General features: G+C 65.7%; 19 protein-coding genes and 1 riboswitch. Of the genes, 9 read left to right on the top strand and 10 right to left on the bottom strand.

What is annotated here, in order from left to right; genetic code table 11:
• The first annotated feature begins 58 nt into the window (after positions 1-58).
• Positions 59-1,726 carry an NAD-dependent DNA ligase LigB gene (gene ligB / locus IB274_RS27450; protein ID WP_192435932.1) on the top strand — a complete coding sequence of 556 codons (1,668 nt, stop codon included), beginning with the start codon at positions 59-61 and terminating at the stop codon, positions 1,724-1,726.
• 5 nt (positions 1,727-1,731) lie between these two features.
• Here ligB and IB274_RS27445 read toward each other — a convergent pair whose 3' ends face one another.
• Entirely contained in the window at positions 1,732-3,036 is a 1,305-nt protein-coding gene (locus tag IB274_RS27445; protein ID WP_192435931.1) for a ferric reductase-like transmembrane domain-containing protein, read from the bottom strand.
• A gap of 173 nt (positions 3,037-3,209) precedes the next feature.
• Here IB274_RS27445 and IB274_RS27440 point away from each other — a divergent pair, with 173 nt between their 5' ends.
• A complete protein-coding gene (locus tag IB274_RS27440; RefSeq protein ID WP_192435930.1) occupies positions 3,210-3,956 on the top strand; it encodes a metallophosphoesterase in 747 nt (248 codons plus the stop codon).
• On the opposite strand, the gene IB274_RS27435 is transcribed toward IB274_RS27440, so the two are convergent.
• Positions 3,953-4,951 (bottom strand): alpha/beta hydrolase family esterase, encoded by a 999-nt coding sequence (locus IB274_RS27435; RefSeq protein ID WP_192435929.1) that lies wholly within the window; start codon positions 4,949-4,951, stop codon positions 3,953-3,955. The genes IB274_RS27440 and IB274_RS27435 overlap by 4 nt on opposite strands.
• A gap of 162 nt (positions 4,952-5,113) precedes the next feature.
• Between IB274_RS27435 and IB274_RS27430 the strand changes: the two genes are divergently transcribed.
• A complete protein-coding gene (locus IB274_RS27430) occupies positions 5,114-5,512 on the top strand; it encodes a DUF1090 domain-containing protein (protein WP_192435928.1) in 399 nt (132 codons plus the stop codon).
• A gap of 67 nt (positions 5,513-5,579) precedes the next feature.
• Here the strand turns inward: IB274_RS27430 and IB274_RS27425 are convergent, their stop codons facing one another.
• The 3 genes from IB274_RS27425 to IB274_RS27415 form a co-directional block, all read right to left on the bottom strand.
• Positions 5,580-6,047 carry a c-type cytochrome gene (locus IB274_RS27425; protein ID WP_192435927.1) on the bottom strand — a complete coding sequence of 156 codons (468 nt, stop codon included), beginning with the start codon at positions 6,045-6,047 and terminating at the stop codon, positions 5,580-5,582.
• A gap of 129 nt (positions 6,048-6,176) precedes the next feature.
• Positions 6,177-6,566, bottom strand: coding sequence for an MAPEG family protein (locus IB274_RS27420; protein ID WP_192435926.1), 390 nt, complete (start codon positions 6,564-6,566; stop codon positions 6,177-6,179).
• Positions 6,567-6,665: 99 nt separating this feature from the next.
• Positions 6,666-7,496, bottom strand: coding sequence for an EamA family transporter (locus IB274_RS27415; protein WP_192435925.1), 831 nt, complete (start codon positions 7,494-7,496; stop codon positions 6,666-6,668).
• Positions 7,497-7,642: 146 nt separating this feature from the next.
• On the opposite strand from IB274_RS27415, the gene IB274_RS27410 reads away from it, so the two are divergent.
• A complete protein-coding gene (locus IB274_RS27410; protein WP_192435924.1) occupies positions 7,643-8,257 on the top strand; it encodes a LemA family protein in 615 nt (204 codons plus the stop codon).
• Positions 8,254-9,246, top strand: coding sequence for a TPM domain-containing protein (locus tag IB274_RS27405; protein ID WP_192435923.1), 993 nt, complete (start codon positions 8,254-8,256; stop codon positions 9,244-9,246). Before IB274_RS27410 ends, IB274_RS27405 begins: the two co-directional genes overlap by 4 nt.
• A 19-nt stretch (positions 9,247-9,265) precedes the next feature.
• Here the strand turns inward: IB274_RS27405 and IB274_RS27400 are convergent, their stop codons facing one another.
• From IB274_RS27400 to gcvA, 5 genes are all read right to left on the bottom strand, one after another.
• Positions 9,266-10,042 (bottom strand): ABC transporter ATP-binding protein, encoded by a 777-nt coding sequence (locus IB274_RS27400; protein WP_192435922.1) that lies wholly within the window; start codon positions 10,040-10,042, stop codon positions 9,266-9,268.
• A complete protein-coding gene (locus IB274_RS27395) occupies positions 10,042-10,848 on the bottom strand; it encodes an ABC transporter permease (RefSeq protein WP_192435921.1) in 807 nt (268 codons plus the stop codon). Before IB274_RS27395 ends, IB274_RS27400 begins: the two co-directional genes overlap by 1 nt.
• Positions 10,849-10,931: 83 nt before the next feature.
• Positions 10,932-11,939: an ABC transporter substrate-binding protein gene (locus IB274_RS27390; RefSeq protein ID WP_192435920.1), complete on the bottom strand. Its 1,008-nt coding sequence runs from the start codon at positions 11,937-11,939 to the stop codon at positions 10,932-10,934.
• A gap of 191 nt (positions 11,940-12,130) precedes the next feature.
• Entirely contained in the window at positions 12,131-12,538 is a 408-nt protein-coding gene (locus IB274_RS27385; protein ID WP_192435919.1) for an acyl-CoA thioesterase, read from the bottom strand.
• A 105-nt stretch (positions 12,539-12,643) separates the two neighbouring features.
• Entirely contained in the window at positions 12,644-13,552 is a 909-nt protein-coding gene (gene gcvA, locus IB274_RS27380; protein ID WP_192435918.1) for a transcriptional regulator GcvA, read from the bottom strand.
• A gap of 228 nt (positions 13,553-13,780) precedes the next feature.
• Here gcvA and IB274_RS27375 point away from each other — a divergent pair, with 228 nt between their 5' ends.
• The 4 genes from IB274_RS27375 to IB274_RS27360 all read left to right on the top strand — a co-directional run bounded on the left by IB274_RS27375 (position 13,781) and on the right by IB274_RS27360 (position 18,665).
• Positions 13,781-14,962: an acyl-CoA dehydrogenase gene (locus IB274_RS27375; protein ID WP_192435917.1), complete on the top strand. Its 1,182-nt coding sequence runs from the start codon at positions 13,781-13,783 to the stop codon at positions 14,960-14,962.
• Between the two features lie 135 nt (positions 14,963-15,097).
• Entirely contained in the window at positions 15,098-16,321 is a 1,224-nt protein-coding gene (locus IB274_RS27370; protein ID WP_192435916.1) for a CaiB/BaiF CoA transferase family protein, read from the top strand.
• Between the two features lie 215 nt (positions 16,322-16,536).
• Positions 16,537-16,649: riboswitch (S-adenosyl-L-homocysteine riboswitch) on the top strand.
• A gap of 22 nt (positions 16,650-16,671) precedes the next feature.
• The gene (gene ahcY, locus IB274_RS27365; protein ID WP_192435915.1) at positions 16,672-18,081 is read left to right on the top strand and encodes an adenosylhomocysteinase; all 1,410 of its coding nucleotides are present in this window, start codon (positions 16,672-16,674) and stop codon (positions 18,079-18,081) included.
• Positions 18,082-18,134: 53 nt separating this feature from the next.
• Positions 18,135-18,665 (top strand): HD domain-containing protein, encoded by a 531-nt coding sequence (locus IB274_RS27360; RefSeq protein ID WP_192435914.1) that lies wholly within the window; start codon positions 18,135-18,137, stop codon positions 18,663-18,665.
• Positions 18,666-18,668 lie beyond the last annotated feature (3 nt).

Raw genomic sequence — 18,668 nt, 5'->3', positions numbered from 1 at the left:
CATCGAGCGCTGCTTTCCGGTCCTAGCCTTGCGGGTTTCCTCCATCCGGACGCTCGCCATGCCTCGCCTCGCCCTAGTTTTCCTGCTGAGCCTTCCCCTCGTCGCCAACGCTTGTCCCGACTGGCCGGCCGAGCAGGTCCTCCGTCATGTCGACGCGCTCCGCATACAACTGGAACAGTGGGATAACGCCTACCATCGTGACGGCCAATCACCGGTCGCCGACGAACTTTACGACCAGGCCCGCGAGCGCCTGCATCAATGGCAGGCGTGCTTCCCGCAGGTCGTTTCCGCCCCCGAATCACCGCTGGCCAATAGCACTGGGGAGGTTCGGCACCCCTTCGTCCACACCGGCCTCGACAAACTTCCCGACGCCTCGGCCGTAGATACCTGGCTGGCCAATCGCAGCGATCTCTGGGTGCAGCCCAAGGTCGACGGCGTGGCGGTCACGCTGATCTACCGCAACGGCCGGTTTACCCGGGCGATCAGCCGCGGCGACGGTACACGCGGACAGGACTGGACCGCCAATGCACAACGGATCGCCGCAATCCCCAAGGAACTACCCGACACGCGCGATACGCTGGTCCTGCAAGGCGAGCTTTACTGGCGCCTGCCACAGCATGTGCAGGCGCTGAAGGGCGGAGCGGGTGCACGCGGCAAGGTCGCCGGACTGATGGCGCGCAAGGAGCTTGGCGATGAGGGCACGCAGATCGGCCTGTTCATCTGGGAATTGCCAGACGGACCGCTGGAGATGGCCGAGCGCCTGGCACGCCTGCGTCAACTGGGATTCGGCGACAGCGCCGAGCTGACCAAGGCGGTGGCGGGGCGACCCGAAATCGAAGCCTGGCGCGAACGCTGGTATCGCCAGCCCCTGCCGTTTGCCAGCGACGGCATCGTCATCCGCCAGGGCCGCCGGCCACCCGGCAAGGCCTGGAGCGCACAGGCACCTGGCTGGGCAGTGGCCTGGAAGTACGCGCATCAACAGGCACTGGCCGAAGTGAGGCGTGTGGAGTTCAAGGTCGGCCGCAGCGGGCGGGTTACACCAGTGCTGCATCTCGCCCCGGTAGAGCTGGATGGACGGACCATCCAGCGCGTCGGCGCCGGCTCGCTCAAGCGCTGGCGCACTCTCGACATCCGCCCCGGCGATCAGGTCGCCGTCGCCCTCGCCGGACTGACCATCCCTCGCCTGGACGGCGTGGTCTGGCGCTCGCCAATTCGCCCCGAGATGGTTGTGCCGGCGGACGAACAGTTCAACGCCCTCTCCTGCTGGCAGCCCACCGAGGGCTGCGCGGAACAGTTTCTCGCCCGCCTGCAATGGCTGAGCAGCAAGAACGGTCTGGGACTATCGGGCGTCGGTCCGGGCACCTGGCGGCGCTTGCACGAAGCCGGCCTGCTGTCGGGACTGCTCGACTGGATGACGCTGACCCCGGAACAACTGAGCCAGGTGCCCGGCCTGGGCGAGCGCAGCGCCGCTAGCCTGCACCAGCAGTTCCAACTGGCTCGCCAGCGCTCGTTGGTTGTCTGGTTGCGCGCCCTCGGTGCTCCCTCCCCAAGCGCCCATCCGGCGGGAGAGGACTGGTCCGCACTGGCCGCCCGCAGCGCGCCGCAATGGCAGGAGCAACCGGGCGTCGGCAAGATCCGCGCGGCGCAATTGGAAGCCTTCTTCAAGGCGCCGGAAGTCGTGCAACTACGCGAGCGGTTGCACGACCTCGGTGTCGCCGGCTTCTGAGCGCCTCAGCGCATCTGGAAGGCTTCCTGATGGAAGCGGCTGCCCGGCATGCCTTGGCGGCGCAGGTCGCGGCGCAGCAGTTCGGCAAGCGCCTGCGGACCGCAGAACCAGACGCTCGGCCAGCGCCCCTGCGATCCGGGCTGCAGGCCAAGCTCCGCCGCCTGCAGGTAACCCTCGCTTTCGCTGTAATGCACGCGCAGATCGATGCGCGGCAACTTCGCGCACAACTCACGCAGCCGGCCCGCGTAGATGGCATCGGAGGGCGAGCGCACGCAATACAGCAGCCTCACTTCCGGGCAGTCCTCCGGCCGCGCCTGGAGCGACTCGAGCCAGGCCAGGAATGGCGTGATGCCGATGCCACCGGCGATCCACACTTGCCGCTCGCCCTTGTCGCGGCGGAAGTCGAAGCGGCCGTAGGGGCCTTCCACCTTCACCGGATCACCGACCTTCAGGGCATCCTGAAGACGCTGCGTGTAGTCGCCGAGCGCCTTGATGCTGAAGCGCACCTCGCCGTTGCCCTGATCGCCGCTGGAGAGGGTGAAGGGATGCTGCCCCTCCAGGCGATCACAGGTGAGGAAGGCGAACTGCCCAGCACGGTGCTGCCAGCGGCCCTGCAGCTTGCACGTCACGTCCAGCATGCGCTCGCCGGGGCGCTCGATCGCTACGACGACGCCTTCATGGGTGCGCCGGCGGCCGATCTGCCCGGTCAGCGCCCAGAGCGCGCAGAGGCTGCCCACCACTGCACAGAGGGCCACCAGCCAGCCCACCGGCTGAGCCCAGTAGCCCGCTGGCGCCAGCACCACGCCATGGAAGGCGAGCACCAGGTAGACCACCGCGAGGGTTTTGTGGACGTAGCGCCACAGGTGGTAAGGGAAGCGCTGCCAGAGGGTGATGACCAGCATCGCCGCCAGCAGCCAGGCGGACCACTCGCCCAACTCCTTGGCCGAGCCACGGAACGCGTCGAGGAAGGTTTCCACCCGAGGCCCCTTGGCCGGCTTGGCGATGAACTCGGCAAGCAGCGGCCCGCCCAGTTCCATCAGGTAGTGCAACAGGCCCAGCACGATGGCCAGGATGCCCGCCCACTTGTGCGCGCGGTACATGCGGTCGAGGCCGTCCAGCGGCTTTTCCAGCCAGACCGGGCGCACCGCCAGCAGCATGATCAGTGACATCAGCGCGAAGGATGCGACGCCGGTAAAGAGTATCGCCTGCTTGCGCAGAACCCAGATGTCCAGGGTTGCCGGCGGGTCGACGAACAGCGCCAGGCCAAAGGTGGCCGCGACGGCCAGAAGTACGATCCAGATAAGTTTCATGAGTCCTCCTTGGGGCGCCAAAGCAGCGAACCCAAGCGGAAGCTGAAGGAACCTTCTGAATTATCCCTTAATTTCGAAAGGTCTTTAGGCGGGCAACGGCGATGCCATGATTTATGTCAAAAGCATTGTCCTTCGTTATGCTCGGAACATCCTCCTTAGACCAATGACATGCCATGCGTCTGCGAGTCCTATCTGACCTCCACCACGAACACTTTCCCAACGGCCGCCGCGAACTACCGCAGGCAGCCGCGGATGTCGTTGTGCTGGCCGGCGACATTCACGAGCACCTGCAAGGCCTGCACTGGGCGCGCGAAGAGTTCCCGGACAGTGAAATCATCTACGTCGCCGGCAACCACGAGTTCTACAATTCCGATCTGCCCGAACTGACGCAGTCCATGCGCAACCTGGCACAGGCGCTGGATATCCGCTTCCTCGAGAAGGATGCGGTGATCCTCGGCGGCGTGCGTTTCCTCGGCACCACCCTGTGGACGGACTTCCAGCTCTACGGCGAACACGCGTCGGAACTGGCCTGCGAGCAGGCGCAATTGCTGATGCCCGATTTCACTACGGTGGATTACTTCGCCCAGCCCTTTACACCGCAGATGAGCCGCGAACTCTGCGGCGCCAGCTGCGAGTGGCTGGCGGCAGAGCTGGATCAACCCTTCGCCGGCCCGACCGTGGTGGTGACGCACCACGCGCCCAGCGCTCGCTCCATTCCCTCACACTACGTCGGCGACGCCCTGTCGCCCGCCTTCGCCTCAAACCTGGAAGGCCTGGTCGAACGCTGCGACCTGTGGATTCACGGGCACGTGCATGAGTGCCTGGACTATCGGGTCGGCCAGAGTCGGATCATCGCCAACCCCGGCGCCTACCCCGGCGAGGACAGCGGCTTCGATCCCTGTCGGGTGATCGAACTCTAGAACGGCGGTTCAATGCGTGGCGGCTCGGCAGGCACCAGCTCGCTGAAGAAGCGCCAGATCTCGGCCGGCCCGTCCAACTGCGGGTCGACCTGGCCAAGCAGGCGCGGCGGCCGGTACAGCGGCTGCGAAATCAGGTGCCCGCCGCCGAACACCGTCACCAGCTCCACAGGAGGCCCGTCGCCGGTGGCCCAGCGCTGCCGCTGCGTCCACACCGGCCCCGGCTGGGTCAGCTTGTCCACCTGCGGCTCGCCGCCTTGCCCGTTTCGCCGCGCCAGCGCGAGGGCAGATTCCTCGGCGGAGAGCACGTTGCCGCGATCACCGAAGCCGAACAGCGTGACTCGGCCCCCCGCGTAGGGATTGATCGGGTCCCGTGTGCCGTTCATCAACAGCGCCGCCTTGGGCCTTTCGGCGGGATGGCAGGCGTCGTTGTCAGTGGCCGGCAGACTGGCGGCCACGGCGGCAACGCCATCAACCTTGTCCGGCGCCTCGGCCGCCAGCCGCAACGCCATCTGCCCGCCGTTGGAGTACCCCGTGACGAACACCCGCTCGGGGTCGACGCCACGCTCGCGCTGCAGGCTATCGATCATCTGCGAGAGGAAACCGACATCGTCGATGTTCAGGCGTCGCGCGCTGTAGGAAGCAACCCGTCGACAGTCGTTCCAGTGCCCTTCGAAACCATCGGGATAGAGCACAAGGAAACCATCGCGATCAGCCAGGGCATCAAAGCGGTAGCCGCTGTCACGGCGCATGCGCTCGCCGTTGCTCTGCGAGCTGTGCAGGACCACCAGCAGCGCCGGGCGCACGGCCAGTTTCTGCGGCACGTAGAGGACATAGCTGCGGCGCCGTTCGCCCTGGCGCACCGAGGCATCCTCGCTGCTGCCGGTCAGCACCGGCTGCAGCTTCAGCTCACCGGGCACGTACCACCAGCCGCCCACCAGCAGCGCCAGCACCAGCAGCGCGATGAGTGCCTGCACGATCCGCATCGCCACCCGCATACCGCCTCTCCTTGCCCGCCTGGCGGGCCTTGCGAGTCCCGGCTTTCTCCTGGCAATCGAACGAGGGCGATTGTCCTGGGGCAGCCCCTCGCCGCACCGTCCATGGCAAACTCTAGCCGTTGACTCCAACGTCATAGTGTTTGGTAACCAAGGACTCCGAAAATGTTCCGAAGCTCTGCCCTGATGGCCGCCGCTCTCGCCCTCGGCTGCGCAAGCCCGCTGTTTGCCGCCGAGGCCGCCAAACAGCCACTGACCGGCTGCGCCGCCAAGCGCGCCGCCATCGAAACCCAGCTCGAGCAGGCCAAGGCCCAGGGCAACGGCAACCGCGTCGCCGGCCTGCAGACCGCCCTGGAGAAGGTAAAGACCTACTGCACCGACGCCAGCCTTACGCAGGAGCGCAAGCAGAACGTGCTGGACGCGGAGAAGGACGTCGCCCAGCGCGAAAAGGACCTGCGCAAGGCGATGAACAAGGGCGACGCGGACAAGATCGAGAAGCGCAAGGACAAGCTGGCCGAGGCCCGCGCCGAACTGGAGCAGGCCAAGCGCGAGCTGGAGGAGTAAAGCCCTATTTGGCGGGTCACGCTGACTGTAGGAGCGAGCCTGCTCGCTCCTACAAAGGACTACGGCGTTAGAGCGCGCGGAATTTCTTGTGGCAGGCTTCGCAGGCGTCTTCCACCGCGGCAAAGTCCTTGCGCACGCCCTCAGGCGTCGGCGCGGCATTGCGGGTGTTCTCGCCCAACGCGCGGACGGCCTGCTGGAAGGTCTTGGCGTCGGCCTGGAACTCCAGCTGGCGCTGCCAGATTTCCGCCTTGGCGCGGGTGTCGTCGCTTTCCACCTGGTCAGCCGGCGGCTGGGTGCTGGGGAAATACTGCCAGGGCTTGCCGGCCAGCTCGCCGAGCTTGGTCGAGTTCGCGCGGAACTTGTCCGCATCGAAGGGGATGCGTCCGCGCAGCATGCCGCCCATATCCTCGCTGGTCTTGAGCATCTCCTTGAACACCGCCTGGCGCTTGTACTCCGGCGAGTTGGGGTCCTGGCGATGGCAGCCGGCGAGCGCCGTGCCGGCGAGCAGCAGAACGAGCAGGGTCTTCAACTTCATGGGGGACTCTTGTAGGACGGCTATTCACGGAAGCGCCGGATTATCCGCCCCGATTTCCGAATGTTCCAGACCACGCCCAAGCAGCTGCGGCCATCCGCCGCAGCCGTGCATCTTTCGTTCAGCCGCCGTTCAGGCGGCCGAAACGACGAAGATCGCGATGATCAGGCCCATGCCGAGGAACCAGACCAGCGAGCGCAGCAGCGCCAGATCGGCGATATAGAAGATCAGGTAGAGCAGGCGGCTGGTGACCCAGGCGATGGCCAGGCGGTCGATGGTGGCCGGCTCGGCGTTGTTCACCACGTAGGCGATGATCACCGCCGCGGCGAAGGCCGGGGTCACCTCGAAGCTGTTCATCTGGAAGGCGTTGGCGCGCTTGCGATAGCCCTCCAGGGTGGCGAGGAAGGTACGCGGGTCGTGGTTCTGCCGGGGGCCGAAGCCACCGCCGGTGAACTTGGCGATGCTGGTGCCGACGTAGGGCAGAAAGATCGCGATCAGGACGCACCAGAAGGCAATGGGCATGGGGAAGTCTCGTTGAGGGGAAAGCGCGCAGCTTAGGCCATCGCCCCACACCACGTCCTTGACCGGCTTGGCGACGCGTGGCGTAGCCGGGGCCAATCCTCAGAGCTTCATCACCAACATCCCCGTCAGCACCAGGCTGCACGCGGCCAGACGCGGCAGGCCGAAGGGCTCCTTGAGGAAGCGCATGCCGAACAGCACCACCAGCAGCACGCTGGTCTCGCGCAGCGCGGCGGCCTCGGCAATGGAGCCCATCTGCATGGCCCAGAGCACCAGCCCGTAGCTGAGCAGCACGCAGAAACCGACGCTCAGGCCGAGCTTCCAGTCGTTGATCCAGAACTTGGCGAAGGCCCGCGTTCGCCCAACCAGCGCCACCAGCGGAAACGGCAGGCCAGACAGCAGCGACAGCCAGACCAGGTAGTCCAGCGGTCTGGGCCAAAGCTTCAGTGCGTTGCCGTCGGTCCAGGTGTAGCTGCCGATGCAAACGCCCATCAGCAGCACGGTGGGATAGGCGATCCACGGCAGCTTCGAGCCGCCCCCACCCTTGAGCAGGAACAGCATGCCGACCGGGATCAGCAGGATGCCGAGGATCTGCCTGTCGGTCAGGTGCTCGCCGCCGAAGGTCAGCGTCAGCGCCAGCACCACCAGCGGCGACAGGCCGCGCATCAGCGGGTAGACCAGCCCCAGGTCACCGACCTTGTAGGCCTGGATCAGTAGAACCCGGTAGACCAGTTGCAGCGACACGGCGGCCAATAGCCAGGGCCAGACCTCGGCGGGTGGAATCTCGATCCAGGGCAGCAGGGCCAGGCCGGCCGTCAGGCCGACCATATCCATGCAGGCGACTACCAGCAGGCGGTCGTTGCTGAATTTGACGAGGGTGTTCCAGGTAGCGTGCAGCAGGGCGGCCAGCAGCACCAGGGTAGTGGCGAGCACGAAAACGAACTCCTGGTATAGACCAAGCCGATTCTACCCCGAGCCACCCCATGGCCGGCAAGCATCGGCTGCTTCGGACATTTCCATCTGACTCGTCAGCCGGAACTGGCCTAGACTGGGCCTTTTCGCCAGCACGAGCGCCTGCCATGCCCCGTTTGATCAAGTTCCTTACCGGCTACATCCTGGTCACCCTGCTCTCCGGCTGCGGCTATAACGCCATGCAGGCCGGCGACGAACAGGTGAAGGCCGCCTGGTCGGAAGTGCTCAACCAGTACCAGCGCCGCGCCGACCTGATCCCCAACCTGGTCAGCACCGTGAAGGGCTACGCCTCCCATGAAGCCAGCGTGCTGACCCAAGTGACCGAGGCCCGTGCCAAGGTCGGCAGCACCACGCTCAACGCCGACCAGCTCGGCGACGAGGCTGCCGTGAAGCGTTTCCAGCAGGCCCAGGGCGAACTCAGCTCGGCGCTCTCGCGCCTGCTGGTGGTCACCGAGAACTACCCGCAGCTCAAGGCCGACGGCCTGTTCAAGGACCTGCTGACCCAGCTCGAAGGCACCGAGAACCGCATCACCGTCGCCCGCGGCCGCTACGTGAAGTCGGTGCAGGAATACAACGTGATGATTCGCCAGTTCCCGCAGGTGATCACCGCGAAGATCTTCGGCTACCAGCCCAAGGCCAACTTCAGCGTCGAGAACGAAGCCGCCATCTCCACCGCGCCTAAAGTGGACTTCGGCAACGCGCCGGCGCAGCCCGCGCAATGACCCTGCCGCGCTGGCTGCTGGCCGCCCTGCTGCTGTGCTGGGCGGCTCTGCTGCAGGCGGCGCCGGTCGCCATCCCGCCGCTCAGCGCCCGTGTCACCGATCTCACCCAGACCCTCGACGCGGGCCAGCGCACGCAGCTGGAAAGCCAGCTCGCCGGACTGGAGCAGCGCAAGGGCGCGCAGATCGCCGTGCTGCTGATCCCCAGCACTGGCGAGGACAGCATCGAAGACTACGCGGTGCGCGCCTTCGAACAGTGGAAGCTGGGTCGCAAGGGCGTGGACGACGGTGTGCTGCTGGTGGTTGCCAAGAATGATCGCGCGCTGCGCATCGAAGTCGGCTACGGGCTGGAGGGAACCATCACCGACGTGCAGGCAGGGCGCATCATTCGCGATCAGATAGTCCCGCACTTCAAGACCGGCGACTTCGCCGGCGGCATCCAGGCCGGCGTCGACAGCCTCGTCGCACTGATAGAACCGCCAGCGGCAACCCCTGCCGAACCCGATGGGGGCGCAGCGGATCAGCTGCCGCAGACGGGCCCGGTGACGGGCTACAGCGATGCGTACTCCAACCGCAACGCCAGCGCCGCCGAGGAATTCCCCCCGGCGCGCCTGCTCGGCCTGCTCGCCCTGCTGGTGGGTGTGCCGCTGCTCTGCCTGCTGTTCCCGGTGCAGTGGTTGCGCCAGCGCAGCATGGGCCGCTACCTGCTATGCAGTGCGCTGGTCGGCGGCGTGGCCTCGGCAGTATTGCTGTTCAGCGAAGCCAACCCCGAAGCCCTGCAGCAGCAAATGATCGGTTCCTTCTCGATTCCGCTGGTGCTTTACATCTTCTTCCTGCCGCCGATGTGGCTGACCTCGGGCGTACTGCAGCTGCTGTTGATGATCATCAGCTCGATCGGCCGTGGCGGCGGTGGGCGTGGGGGTGGCGGAGGCGGTGGCTTCCGTGGCGGTGGTGGCTCCAGCGGCGGCGGCGGGGCCTCCGGTCGCTGGTAAGCCCATGCACGCTTGAGAACTACAGGGCGGCGACGCCCTGTTCTTCTTCGCGGATCGAACGCAGCACCTGGCGCTGCAGGTCGATGAACTCGGCGCTGGCGGCCATGTCCTCATGGCGTGGGCGACCGAGCTTCACATCGAAGGTGCTCTTGATCCGCCCCGGGCCCAGGCCCATCACCACGATGCGGTCGGACAGATAAACTGCCTCTTCCACGTCATGGGTGACGAACATCACCGTCAGCCGGTGGGTTTCCCAGATACGCGTGAGCAGCTCCTGCATCTGGTGGCGGGTCATGGCGTCCAGCGCGCCGAAGGGCTCGTCCATCAGCAGGATCTTCGGTCGGTAGGACAACGCCCGGGCAATCGCCACGCGCTGCTTCATGCCGCCGGAGAGCTCGTTCGGGTAGGCCTCGGCGAACTTCGTCAGCTTCACCAGCTCCAGGTGCTCATCGGCGATCTCGCGGCACTGCATGCGGGACATGCCGGCCGCCTTGAGGGCGAACTCGACGTTCTGCCGCGCGGTGAGCCACGGCAGCAGGGTGTAGGACTGGAACACCACGCCACGGTCCAGGCCGGGACCTGCGATCGGCACGCCATCCACCTTCACGCTGCCGCTGTCGAATTCCTCCAGGCCGGCAGCAATGGAAAGCAACGTGCTCTTGCCGCAGCCCGAGGTACCGACGATGGAAACGAATTCGTTGTCCGCCAGGGTCAGGTAGATGCTGCGCAGCACCTCTCGGCGCTCCTTGCCGACCGCGAAGCTCTTGTTCAGGCCGGAGATTTCCAGGGTCGCCATCAGCTGCGCCTCCGGTTATAGCGGAACAGGACCTTCTCGCCGGCGCGCATGGCCTGGTCGGTGACCAGCCCGAGGAAGCCCAGCAGAAGGATGTAGCCGATGATGGTGTCGGTCTGGAAGAAGCGCTGGGACACGGTGATGCGGTAGCCCAGGCCGGAGGTTGCGGCTACCAGCTCGGCCAGCACCAACCAGGTCCAGGCCCAGCCGAGGCTGATCCGCAGCGCATCCCAGATGCCCGGCAGCGCGCTGGGCAGGACGATCTTCAGGAGGATGCGGCGGTCCGGCATGCCAAGGGTGCGGCCGAGGCCGACGAAGTCCGCCGGCACGCGCTTGATGGCGTCCATCACCATCAGCACCTGCTGGAAGAAGGTGCCGATCCAGATGATGAGGAATTTCTGGAAGTCGCTGGTGCCGGCCCAGAGGATAGTCAGTGGGACGAAGGCAACCACCGGCATGTAGCGCACGAAGTCCACCAGCGGCTCGGTGGCGGCCTTCCAGAAGCCGTAGCAGCCGGCGAACACGCCGATCACGATGGACATCGCCGAGGACACCAGGAAAGCCACGGCGATGCGGTACACACTGACCTTCAGGTCCGACCACAGGGTGCCGTCGGCAGCCAGCTTGAGCATGCGCGCCCAGACGTCGCCGGGCGCCGGCAGAAAGATCTTCGGCACTGCGCCGCTGGCGCCGGCCAGCCACCAGAGCAGCGCCAGCAGGACGAATACGGCGCCGCCGATGAGCAGGAAGTGACGCTGCGCGATCGGCTTGCCGATGGTGAACAGCGGGTTGGATTTGCGGACTTTCATGTCGGGCTCGTCGAACGGAGAAAGACGCGCGCCGGCTCAGGGCCGGCGCGCGCCGTGTCTCGGAAGATCAATGAATCAGAGAATCAGAGCGCCTCGACGAAACGCGCGTCGATGGCCTGCGCCGGGGTGACCGGCTGCTGGAGGATGCCGGCTTCGCTGGCGGCCTTCTGGATGTGCTCGAAGGAGCCCTTCTGGAAGGCGCCCTTCAGCTCGGCCTTATTCTCTTTCACCGAGTAGAAGTGCACGCCGTCGAAGGCGCTGGTCAGCTCGGACTCGTCGGCGCCCACACCCTGGGCGATGGCGGCGCGGCCTTCGGCGCTCTTCTCGTTGTAGTGCTTGAGGCCGGCTTCCCAGCTCTTGATCAGCGCCAGCACCTGGCCGGGACGCTCCTTCAGCACTTCGTCGCGCACCACGAACACGTCGCTGATGATGCCCGGATCATCCGAACCCTTGTACAACAGGTTGACCTTGGGATTCTGCTGCTTGGCAGCGGACAGGTAGGGCTCGTAGGTCACGGCGGCCGGGACTTGCCCTGCGATCAGAGCGCTGCCGGCGTTGGCGGCGGGCATTGGCACCGGCTGCACGTCGGCGATGGTCAGGCCGGCCTTGCGCAGGGCGCTGTGCAGGAGAATGTCGCTGGTGGTGCCTTCTTCGTAGGCAACCTGCTTGCCCTTGAGGTCGGTCAGGGTCTTGATCGACGGATCGACGATCAGCGCGTCGGCGCTGGTGCTCTGATCCAGCAGCAGGACGATCTTCACCGGCAGGCCGGCAGCGACCATGGCCATGGCGGTGTGGGTGGCGAGGTTACCGCCGTCGATCTGACCGCTGGCCAGGGCGGCGTTCATGTCCTTGTCTTCGGTGAAGTTGACCAGTTCGACCTGCTCCAGGCCGTTGGCCTTGAAGGCGCCGGCCTTTTCGGCGACGTACCACTGGCCGTAGCCCAGCCAGGGCTGCATGCCCATCTTGAAGGTGCCGGCCTCGGGCTTGGTGTCGGCTTTGATCGCTGCGGCGTGCGCGGCGCCGGCCAGCAGCAGGCTGGCACAGGTGGCGACGGCCAATTGGCGCAGCGCGGATGCGAAGGTGGTATGCATGGTCTCTCCCGGTCATTGTTTTGCAGCAGCATTCTAGGCAATGCGTGCTGCTGGATCGGCGGGGAGCTAGCGTCGGCCCAAGCCCGCCGTGGGCGGGCAAAGGCTCACATTCAATCGCCGTAAATGCAAAGATTTTCGCCGCGGTTCGGCTTGGCTCCGGGCCCGCAGGCAATCATCTGGCGAATCAGCCGTCAGGGCTGCGGAATGGCATCGTCCTTGAACTGATCCTTGATGTAGAGGATCTCGGTACGACCGTGGGGCGCAGGTTGGCCGTCCGGGCCGATGTTGACGAAGACCATCCTGTCGACCGTGAGGATGCTCTTGCGGGTGATCTTGTTGCGCACTTCGCAGCTCAGGGTGATCGAGGTGCGGCCGAACTCGGTGGCGGTGATGCCCAGTTCGATGATGTCGCCCTGGCGCGCGGAACTGACGAAGTTGATCTCCGAGATGAACTTGGTGACCACGCGCTGATTGCCCAACTGGACGATGGCGTAGATCGCCGCCTCTTCGTCGATCCACTTCAGAAGACTGCCGCCGAACAGGGTGCCGTTCGGGTTGAGGTCTTCAGGCTTGACCCATTTGCGGGTATGGAAATTCATGGAAGCTCCTTCTTGGGAGGTAGCGCCTCGTGAGCGCGATGACGGGGAAAGCCCCGCCGGCTATGCAAGTGTGAATCAGGCCTGTACCGAGTGCCTTGTCATGTCTCAGCCCAGCCCCGCTTCAGCGCGATAGCGCGCCGCCTCGTCGACCAGCCAGTCGCGGAACGCTCCCAGAGCCGCCGACTCCACCTTGCGTTCAGGAATCATCAGGTAATAGGCGTTTTCGCTCAAATAGGCATGTTGCATCGGCACGATCAGCCGGCCGTCGGCCAGCTCGTGCTGGATCAGCATCGGGGGAATCAGCGCGACGCCCATGCCGTGCATCGCCGCCTGGGCGAGCATGGAGAACAGCTCGTAACGGGTGCCGCTCATGTCGTGCGCCACGCTCATGCCCAGCGAACCGAACCACTGGCGCCAGGCGTAGGGCCGGGTGGTCTGCTGCATCAGCGGCAGCTCGGCAATCTGCGCGGCGGACAGCTCCCGTTGCCCGCCCAGCAGCTCGGGGCTGCACACCGGGACCGGGTTTTCGTGCATGAGGAAGTTGGCCACCGTACCGGACCAGACGCCGTCGCCGAAATACAGCGCGGCATCGAACTCAGTGTCGGCGAACAGGAAGGGCCGGGTGCGGTTGGTCAGGTTGACCGTGACCTCCGGATGCAGGCGCTTGAAGTCCTTCAGCCGAGGCAGCAGCCATTGGGTGGCGAAGGTCGGCACCACCGCCAGCTCCAGCGTGCCACCGCCCTGCTGGCCCATCACCGCGAGGGTATCGCGCTCCACAGCGTCCAGGCGCTGGGCGACGCGACGGCTGTAGTTGAGCCCCGCCTCCGTCAGCTTTACGCCGCGCCGCGAGCGGCGGAACAGCTCAACGCCGAGGAATTCCTCCAGCGTGGCGATCTGCCGGCAGATGGCGCTCTGGGTCAGCGACAGTTCGTCGGCAGCCTTGGTGAAGCTCTCGTGGCGAGCGGCGGATTCGAAGGCCACCAGCGCCGCGGTGGTCGGGATCTTGCGTCGCATCGAATGCCTCTTCGGAATATCGAGATGCGCAGGATTCGCCAGAAATACCTGAAATAGAGGCTCAAGACCACAGTTTCTCAGCAACCCGGCAGTTACGGAGTGACAAAATAGCACAACAGCTTGCGAATTAGTCGGTTGCCCGGCTTCCCGACGGCTGACTAGGATGACCCACACCCAACCCGCCTAGACTTGTGCGGGTCTTTCACTGTCTGCGTTCGAGGTTTCTCCATGGCGACCAAAGCAAGCTTCAACTGGGAAGATCCGCTGCTGCTGGATCAGCAACTCACCGAAGAAGAGCGCATGGTGCGCGACAGCGCCCAGCAGTTCGCCCAGGACAAGCTGGCCCCGCGCGTGCTGGAAGCCTTCCGCCACGAGCAGACGGACCCGGCGATCTTCCGCGAGATGGGCGAAACCGGCCTGCTCGGCGCGACCATCCCCGAACAGTACGGCGGCAGCGGCCTGAACTACGTGTGCTACGGCCTGATCGCCCGTGAAGTCGAGCGCATCGACTCCGGCTACCGCTCGATGATGAGCGTGCAGTCCTCCCTGGTGATGGTGCCGATCAACGAATTCGGCAACGAAGCCACCAAGCAGAAATACCTGCCGAAACTGGCCAGCGGCGAATACATCGGCTGCTTCGGCCTGACCGAACCGGACCACGGTTCCGACCCGGGCTCGATGATCACCCGCGCCAAGAAGGTCGACGGCGGCTACCGCCTGACCGGCGCCAAGATGTGGATCACCAACAGCCCGATCGCCGACGTCTTCGTGGTCTGGGCCAAGGATGACGAAGGCCAGATCCGCGGCTTCGTCCTCGAGAAAGGCTGGGAAGGCCTGTCCGCCCCGGCGATCCACGGCAAGGTCGGCCTGCGCGCCTCGATCACCGGCGAGATCGTGATGAACAACGTGTTCTGCCCGGAAGAGAACGCCTTCCCGGACGTGCGCGGCCTGCGCGGTCCGTTCACCTGCCTGAACTCCGCCCGCTACGGCATTTCCTGGGGCGCCCTGGGCGCCGCCGAAGCCTGCTGGCATACCGCTCGCCAGTACACCCTGGACCGCAAGCAGTTCGGCCGCCCGCTGGCCGCCAACCAGCTGATCCAGAAGAAACTGGCGGACATGCAGACCGACATCGCCCTCGCCTTGCAAGGCTGCCTGCGCCTGGGCCGGATGAAGGACGAAGGCACCGCCGCCGTCGAAATCACCTCGATAATGAAGCGCAACAGCTGCGGCAAGGCTCTGGACATCGCCCGTCTGGCCCGCGACATGCTCGGCGGCAACGGCATCTCCGATGAGTTCGGCGTCGCCCGCCACCTGGTCAATCTGGAAGTGGTGAACACCTACGAAGGGACCCACGACGTCCACGCGCTGATCCTCGGCCGCGCCCAGACCGGCATCCAGGCGTTCTTCTAAACGCCTCACTCCAGCCCGGCTCTCATCGAGGGCCGGGCTGGCGACCGTTTACCTCTCGCCCGAGAGGCCCCGGGGAGGACCGTGGCGTCCCCGCACTGCGCCCTCCCCGCCCCTATTCACGTTGCAGGTGATTGCATGTCCGGCGCCCTTTCGCACATCCGTGTCCTCGACCTCTCCCGCGTTCTCGCCGGCCCCTGGGCCGGACAGATCCTCGCCGACCTCGGCGCGGAAGTGATCAAGATCGAGCGCCCCGGCAGCGGCGACGACACCCGCGCCTGGGGCCCGCCGTTCCTCAAGGACAGCGATGGCCGCGACACCAGCGAAGCGGCGTATTACCTGTCGGCGAACCGCAACAAGAAATCCCTGACCATCGACTTCACCCAGCCCGAAGGCCAGCGCCTGGTACGCGAGCTCGCCGCCAAGGCCGACATCGTGCTGGAGAACTTCAAGGTCGGCGGCCTGAAGTCCTATGGCCTGGACTATGAGTCGCTGAAAGCGCTCAACCCGAAGCTGATCTACTGCTCGATCACCGGCTTCGGCCAGTTCGGCCCCTACGCCAAGCGCGCCGGCTACGACTTCATGATCCAGGGTCTGGGCGGCCTGATGAGCCTGACCGGCCGCTCCGACGCCGAGGAAGGCGCCGGCCCGGTGAAGGTCGGCGTCGCACTGACCGACATCCTCACCGGCCTGTACTCGTCCACCGCGATCCTCGCCGCCCTCGCCCACCGCGACGTCAGCGGTATCGGCCAGCACATCGACATGGCGCTGCTGGACGTGCAGGTCGCCTGCCTGGCCAACCAGACCCTGAACTACCTGACTACCGGTAACCCGCCGCGTCGCCTGGGCAACGCGCACCCGAACATCGTGCCGTACCAGGACTTCCCCACCGCCGATGGCGACTTCATCCTCACCGTCGGCAACGATGGCCAGTTCCGCAAGTTCGCCGAAGTGGCGGGCCACCCGGAATGGGCCACCGACGAACGCTTCGCCACCAACCAGGCGCGCGTGGCGCACCGCGAGGTGCTGATCCCGCTGATCCGCCAGGCCACCGTCATGCGCACCACCGCCGAGTGGATCGCCGTGCTGGAACAGGCCAGCGTGCCGTGCGGCCCGATCAACGACCTGGCGCAGGTCTTCGCCGACCCGCAGGTGATCGCCCGAGGCCTGCGCGTGGACCTGCCGCACCCGCTGGCCGGCAGCGTGCCGCAGGTGGCCAGCCCGATCCGCCTGTCCGAGACCCCCGTGGAATACCGCAATGCCCCGCCGACCCTCGGCCAGCACACCCAGGAAATCCTCGAAGGCGTGCTGGGCCTGGACCAGGCGGCCATCGGCAAGCTGCGCGACGACGGCGTGATCTGAGCCAACTGACAGCCGGTGCCCGCTCCCGCGGGCGCCCAACGATCCCCGCCACGACGCCCGCGCCAGGGTTTTCACGGCCCCTGGCGCGGGCGCGACGGGGATCCCGGCCGCGATCCAGTGCGCGAACGCGACCAAAAGCCTTTGGCTTGTCATGCGCCATGGCTATAATCCGCAAGCTTCAATAATGGCCGGCGCTGTCCGGCTGTTCCCGCCACCTGTCCGAGGGGCGCTGCAGCAGGTCGATTCGCTTCGACATGTCAGGCTCGGATGGGGCGCGTCACGGTCGGCATCCGCCGATCGCCAAACGCATCAACGGCGCCCATTCGCAGACAACGAATGGAGAGTTACGCATGAGCGCTGTCATGACGCCTGCCGGTTTCACCGACTTCAAAGTCGCCGACATTTCCCTGGCCGCCTGGGGCCGCCGCGAGCTGATCATCGCCGAGTCCGAAATGCCGGCTCTGATGGGCCTGCGCCGCAAGTACGCCGCCAGCCAGCCGCTGAAAGGCGCGAAGATCCTCGGCTGCATCCACATGACCATCCAGACCGGGGTACTCATCGAGACCCTGACCGCGCTGGGCGCCGAAGTGCGCTGGTCGTCCTGCAACATCTTCTCCACCCAGGACCAGGCCGCTGCCGCCATCGCCGCCGCCGGCATCCCGGTATTCGCCTGGAAAGGCGAGACCGAGCAGGAGTACGAGTGGTGCATCGAGCAGACCATTCTCAAGGATGGCCAGCCGTGGGACGCCAACATGGTGCTGGACGACGGCGGTGACCTGACCGAAATCCTGCACAAGAAATACCCGCAGATGCTCGAGCGCATCCACGGCGTCACCGAAGAGACCACCACCGGTGTGCACCGCCTGCTCGACATGCTCAAGGCCGGCACCCTGAAAGTCCCGGCGATCAACGTCAACGACGCTGTGACCAAGAGCAAGAACGACAACAAGTACGGCTGCCGTCACAGCCTGAACGACGCCATCAAGCGCGGCACCGACCACCTGCTGTCGGGCAAGCAGGCCCTGGTGATCGGCTACGGCGACGTGGGCAAGGGCTCCGCCCAGTCCCTGCGTCAGGAAGGCATGATCGTCAAAGTGTCGGAAATCGACCCGATCTGCGCCATGCAGGCCTGCATGGACGGCTTCGAGCTGGTCTCCCCCTACAAGAACGGCCTGAACGACGGCACCGAAGCCAGCGTTGACGCCGCCCTGCTGGGCAAGATCGACCTGATCGTTACCACCACCGGCAACGTCAACGTCTGCGACGCCGGCATGCTCAAAGCGCTGAAGAAGCGCGCCGTGGTGTGCAACATCGGTCACTTCGACAACGAGATCGACACCGCCTTCATGCGCAAGACCTGGGCCTGGGAAGAGGTCAAGCCGCAGGTGCACAAGATCCACCGCACCGGCGCCGGCGAATTCGATCCGGCCAACGATGACTACCTGATCCTGCTGGCCGAAGGCCGCCTGGTGAACCTGGGCAACGCCACCGGCCACCCGAGCCGCATCATGGACGGCTCCTTCGCCAACCAGGTGCTGGCGCAGATCTTCCTGTTCGAGCAGAAGTACGCCGACCTCTCCGCCGAGAAAAAAGCCGAACGTCTGACCGTCGAAGTACTGCCCAAGAAGCTCGACGAAGAAGTGGCCCTGGAAATGGTGAAAGGCTTCGGTGGTGTGGTCACCCAGCTGACCCCGAAACAGGCCGAGTACATCGGCGTGACCGTGGAAGGCCCGTTCAAGCCGGACACCTACCGCTACTGATGTGCCGGAGGGCAGACGAGCAATCGTCTGCCCTCTTTGCCATCTGGTGCCCCATGGATCTGCAGGACAGCTACAACCAGGCCTGGCTCTTCGCCGCCGGCGCTCACGCCGGGCAGACGCTGACCGCCTCGTCGCTGCCCTACGCAGTCCACCTGGCGATGGTAGCCAATGAAGTGATGGCGGCCGACCGCGAAGCGCCCATCCAGCGCCTGGCGGAAACCGTCCAGATCGCCCTGCTGCACGACGTGCTCGAAGACACCCCGGTGCCCTTCGAGGAACTGCAGACGCGTTTCGGCGAGTTCGTCGCCGACGGCGCCCAGCGCCTGAGCAAGATGGTGAATGGCGAGAAACTGCCATTCGACATCTACCTCGAAAGGCTGGCGACCGGCGCGCCGCAGTATGCGATCGTCAAGCTGTGCGACCGGATCACCAACCTGCAGCCGCCACCCTCGACCTGGGCGCGGAGCAAGATCGCCGAATACCATGTTCAGTCGCAGCGCATCCTGGCCGTCCTCGGCCATGCGCACGAGCCCAGCGCCGAGCGACTGCGCACGAAGATAGACAACTACCGCCGTTACTTCTGAAGT

The organism is Pseudomonas sp. PDM18 (genome assembly GCF_014852585.1).
Taxonomy (GTDB): domain Bacteria; phylum Pseudomonadota; class Gammaproteobacteria; order Pseudomonadales; family Pseudomonadaceae; genus Pseudomonas.
This window is presented reverse-complemented; position numbering and strand designations above follow the sequence as displayed.

Bases quoted from the DNA above. Each gene is read 5' to 3' on its own strand.
- IB274_RS27430 (WP_192435928.1), top strand. From the start codon at position 5,114: ATGTTCCGAAGCTCTGCCCTGATGGCCGCCGCTCTCGCCCTCGGCTGC.
- ligB (WP_192435932.1), top strand. From the start codon at position 59: ATGCCTCGCCTCGCCCTAGTTTTCCTGCTGAGCCTTCCCCTCGTCGCC.
- IB274_RS27440 (WP_192435930.1), top strand. From the start codon at position 3,210: ATGCGTCTGCGAGTCCTATCTGACCTCCACCACGAACACTTTCCCAAC.
- IB274_RS27435 (WP_192435929.1), bottom strand. From the start codon at position 4,951: ATGCGGGTGGCGATGCGGATCGTGCAGGCACTCATCGCGCTGCTGGTG.
- ahcY (WP_192435915.1), top strand. From the start codon at position 16,672: ATGAGCGCTGTCATGACGCCTGCCGGTTTCACCGACTTCAAAGTCGCC.
- IB274_RS27445 (WP_192435931.1), bottom strand. From the start codon at position 3,036: ATGAAACTTATCTGGATCGTACTTCTGGCCGTCGCGGCCACCTTTGGC.
- IB274_RS27375 (WP_192435917.1), top strand. From the start codon at position 13,781: ATGGCGACCAAAGCAAGCTTCAACTGGGAAGATCCGCTGCTGCTGGAT.
- IB274_RS27390 (WP_192435920.1), bottom strand. From the start codon at position 11,939: ATGCATACCACCTTCGCATCCGCGCTGCGCCAATTGGCCGTCGCCACC.
- gcvA (WP_192435918.1), bottom strand. From the start codon at position 13,552: ATGCGACGCAAGATCCCGACCACCGCGGCGCTGGTGGCCTTCGAATCC.
- IB274_RS27370 (WP_192435916.1), top strand. From the start codon at position 15,098: ATGTCCGGCGCCCTTTCGCACATCCGTGTCCTCGACCTCTCCCGCGTT.
- IB274_RS27385 (WP_192435919.1), bottom strand. From the start codon at position 12,538: ATGAATTTCCATACCCGCAAATGGGTCAAGCCTGAAGACCTCAACCCG.
- IB274_RS27425 (WP_192435927.1), bottom strand. From the start codon at position 6,047: ATGAAGTTGAAGACCCTGCTCGTTCTGCTGCTCGCCGGCACGGCGCTC.
- IB274_RS27410 (WP_192435924.1), top strand. From the start codon at position 7,643: ATGCCCCGTTTGATCAAGTTCCTTACCGGCTACATCCTGGTCACCCTG.
- IB274_RS27420 (WP_192435926.1), bottom strand. From the start codon at position 6,566: ATGCCCATTGCCTTCTGGTGCGTCCTGATCGCGATCTTTCTGCCCTAC.
- IB274_RS27405 (WP_192435923.1), top strand. From the start codon at position 8,254: ATGACCCTGCCGCGCTGGCTGCTGGCCGCCCTGCTGCTGTGCTGGGCG.
- IB274_RS27400 (WP_192435922.1), bottom strand. From the start codon at position 10,042: ATGGCGACCCTGGAAATCTCCGGCCTGAACAAGAGCTTCGCGGTCGGC.
- IB274_RS27395 (WP_192435921.1), bottom strand. From the start codon at position 10,848: ATGAAAGTCCGCAAATCCAACCCGCTGTTCACCATCGGCAAGCCGATC.
- IB274_RS27360 (WP_192435914.1), top strand. From the start codon at position 18,135: ATGGATCTGCAGGACAGCTACAACCAGGCCTGGCTCTTCGCCGCCGGC.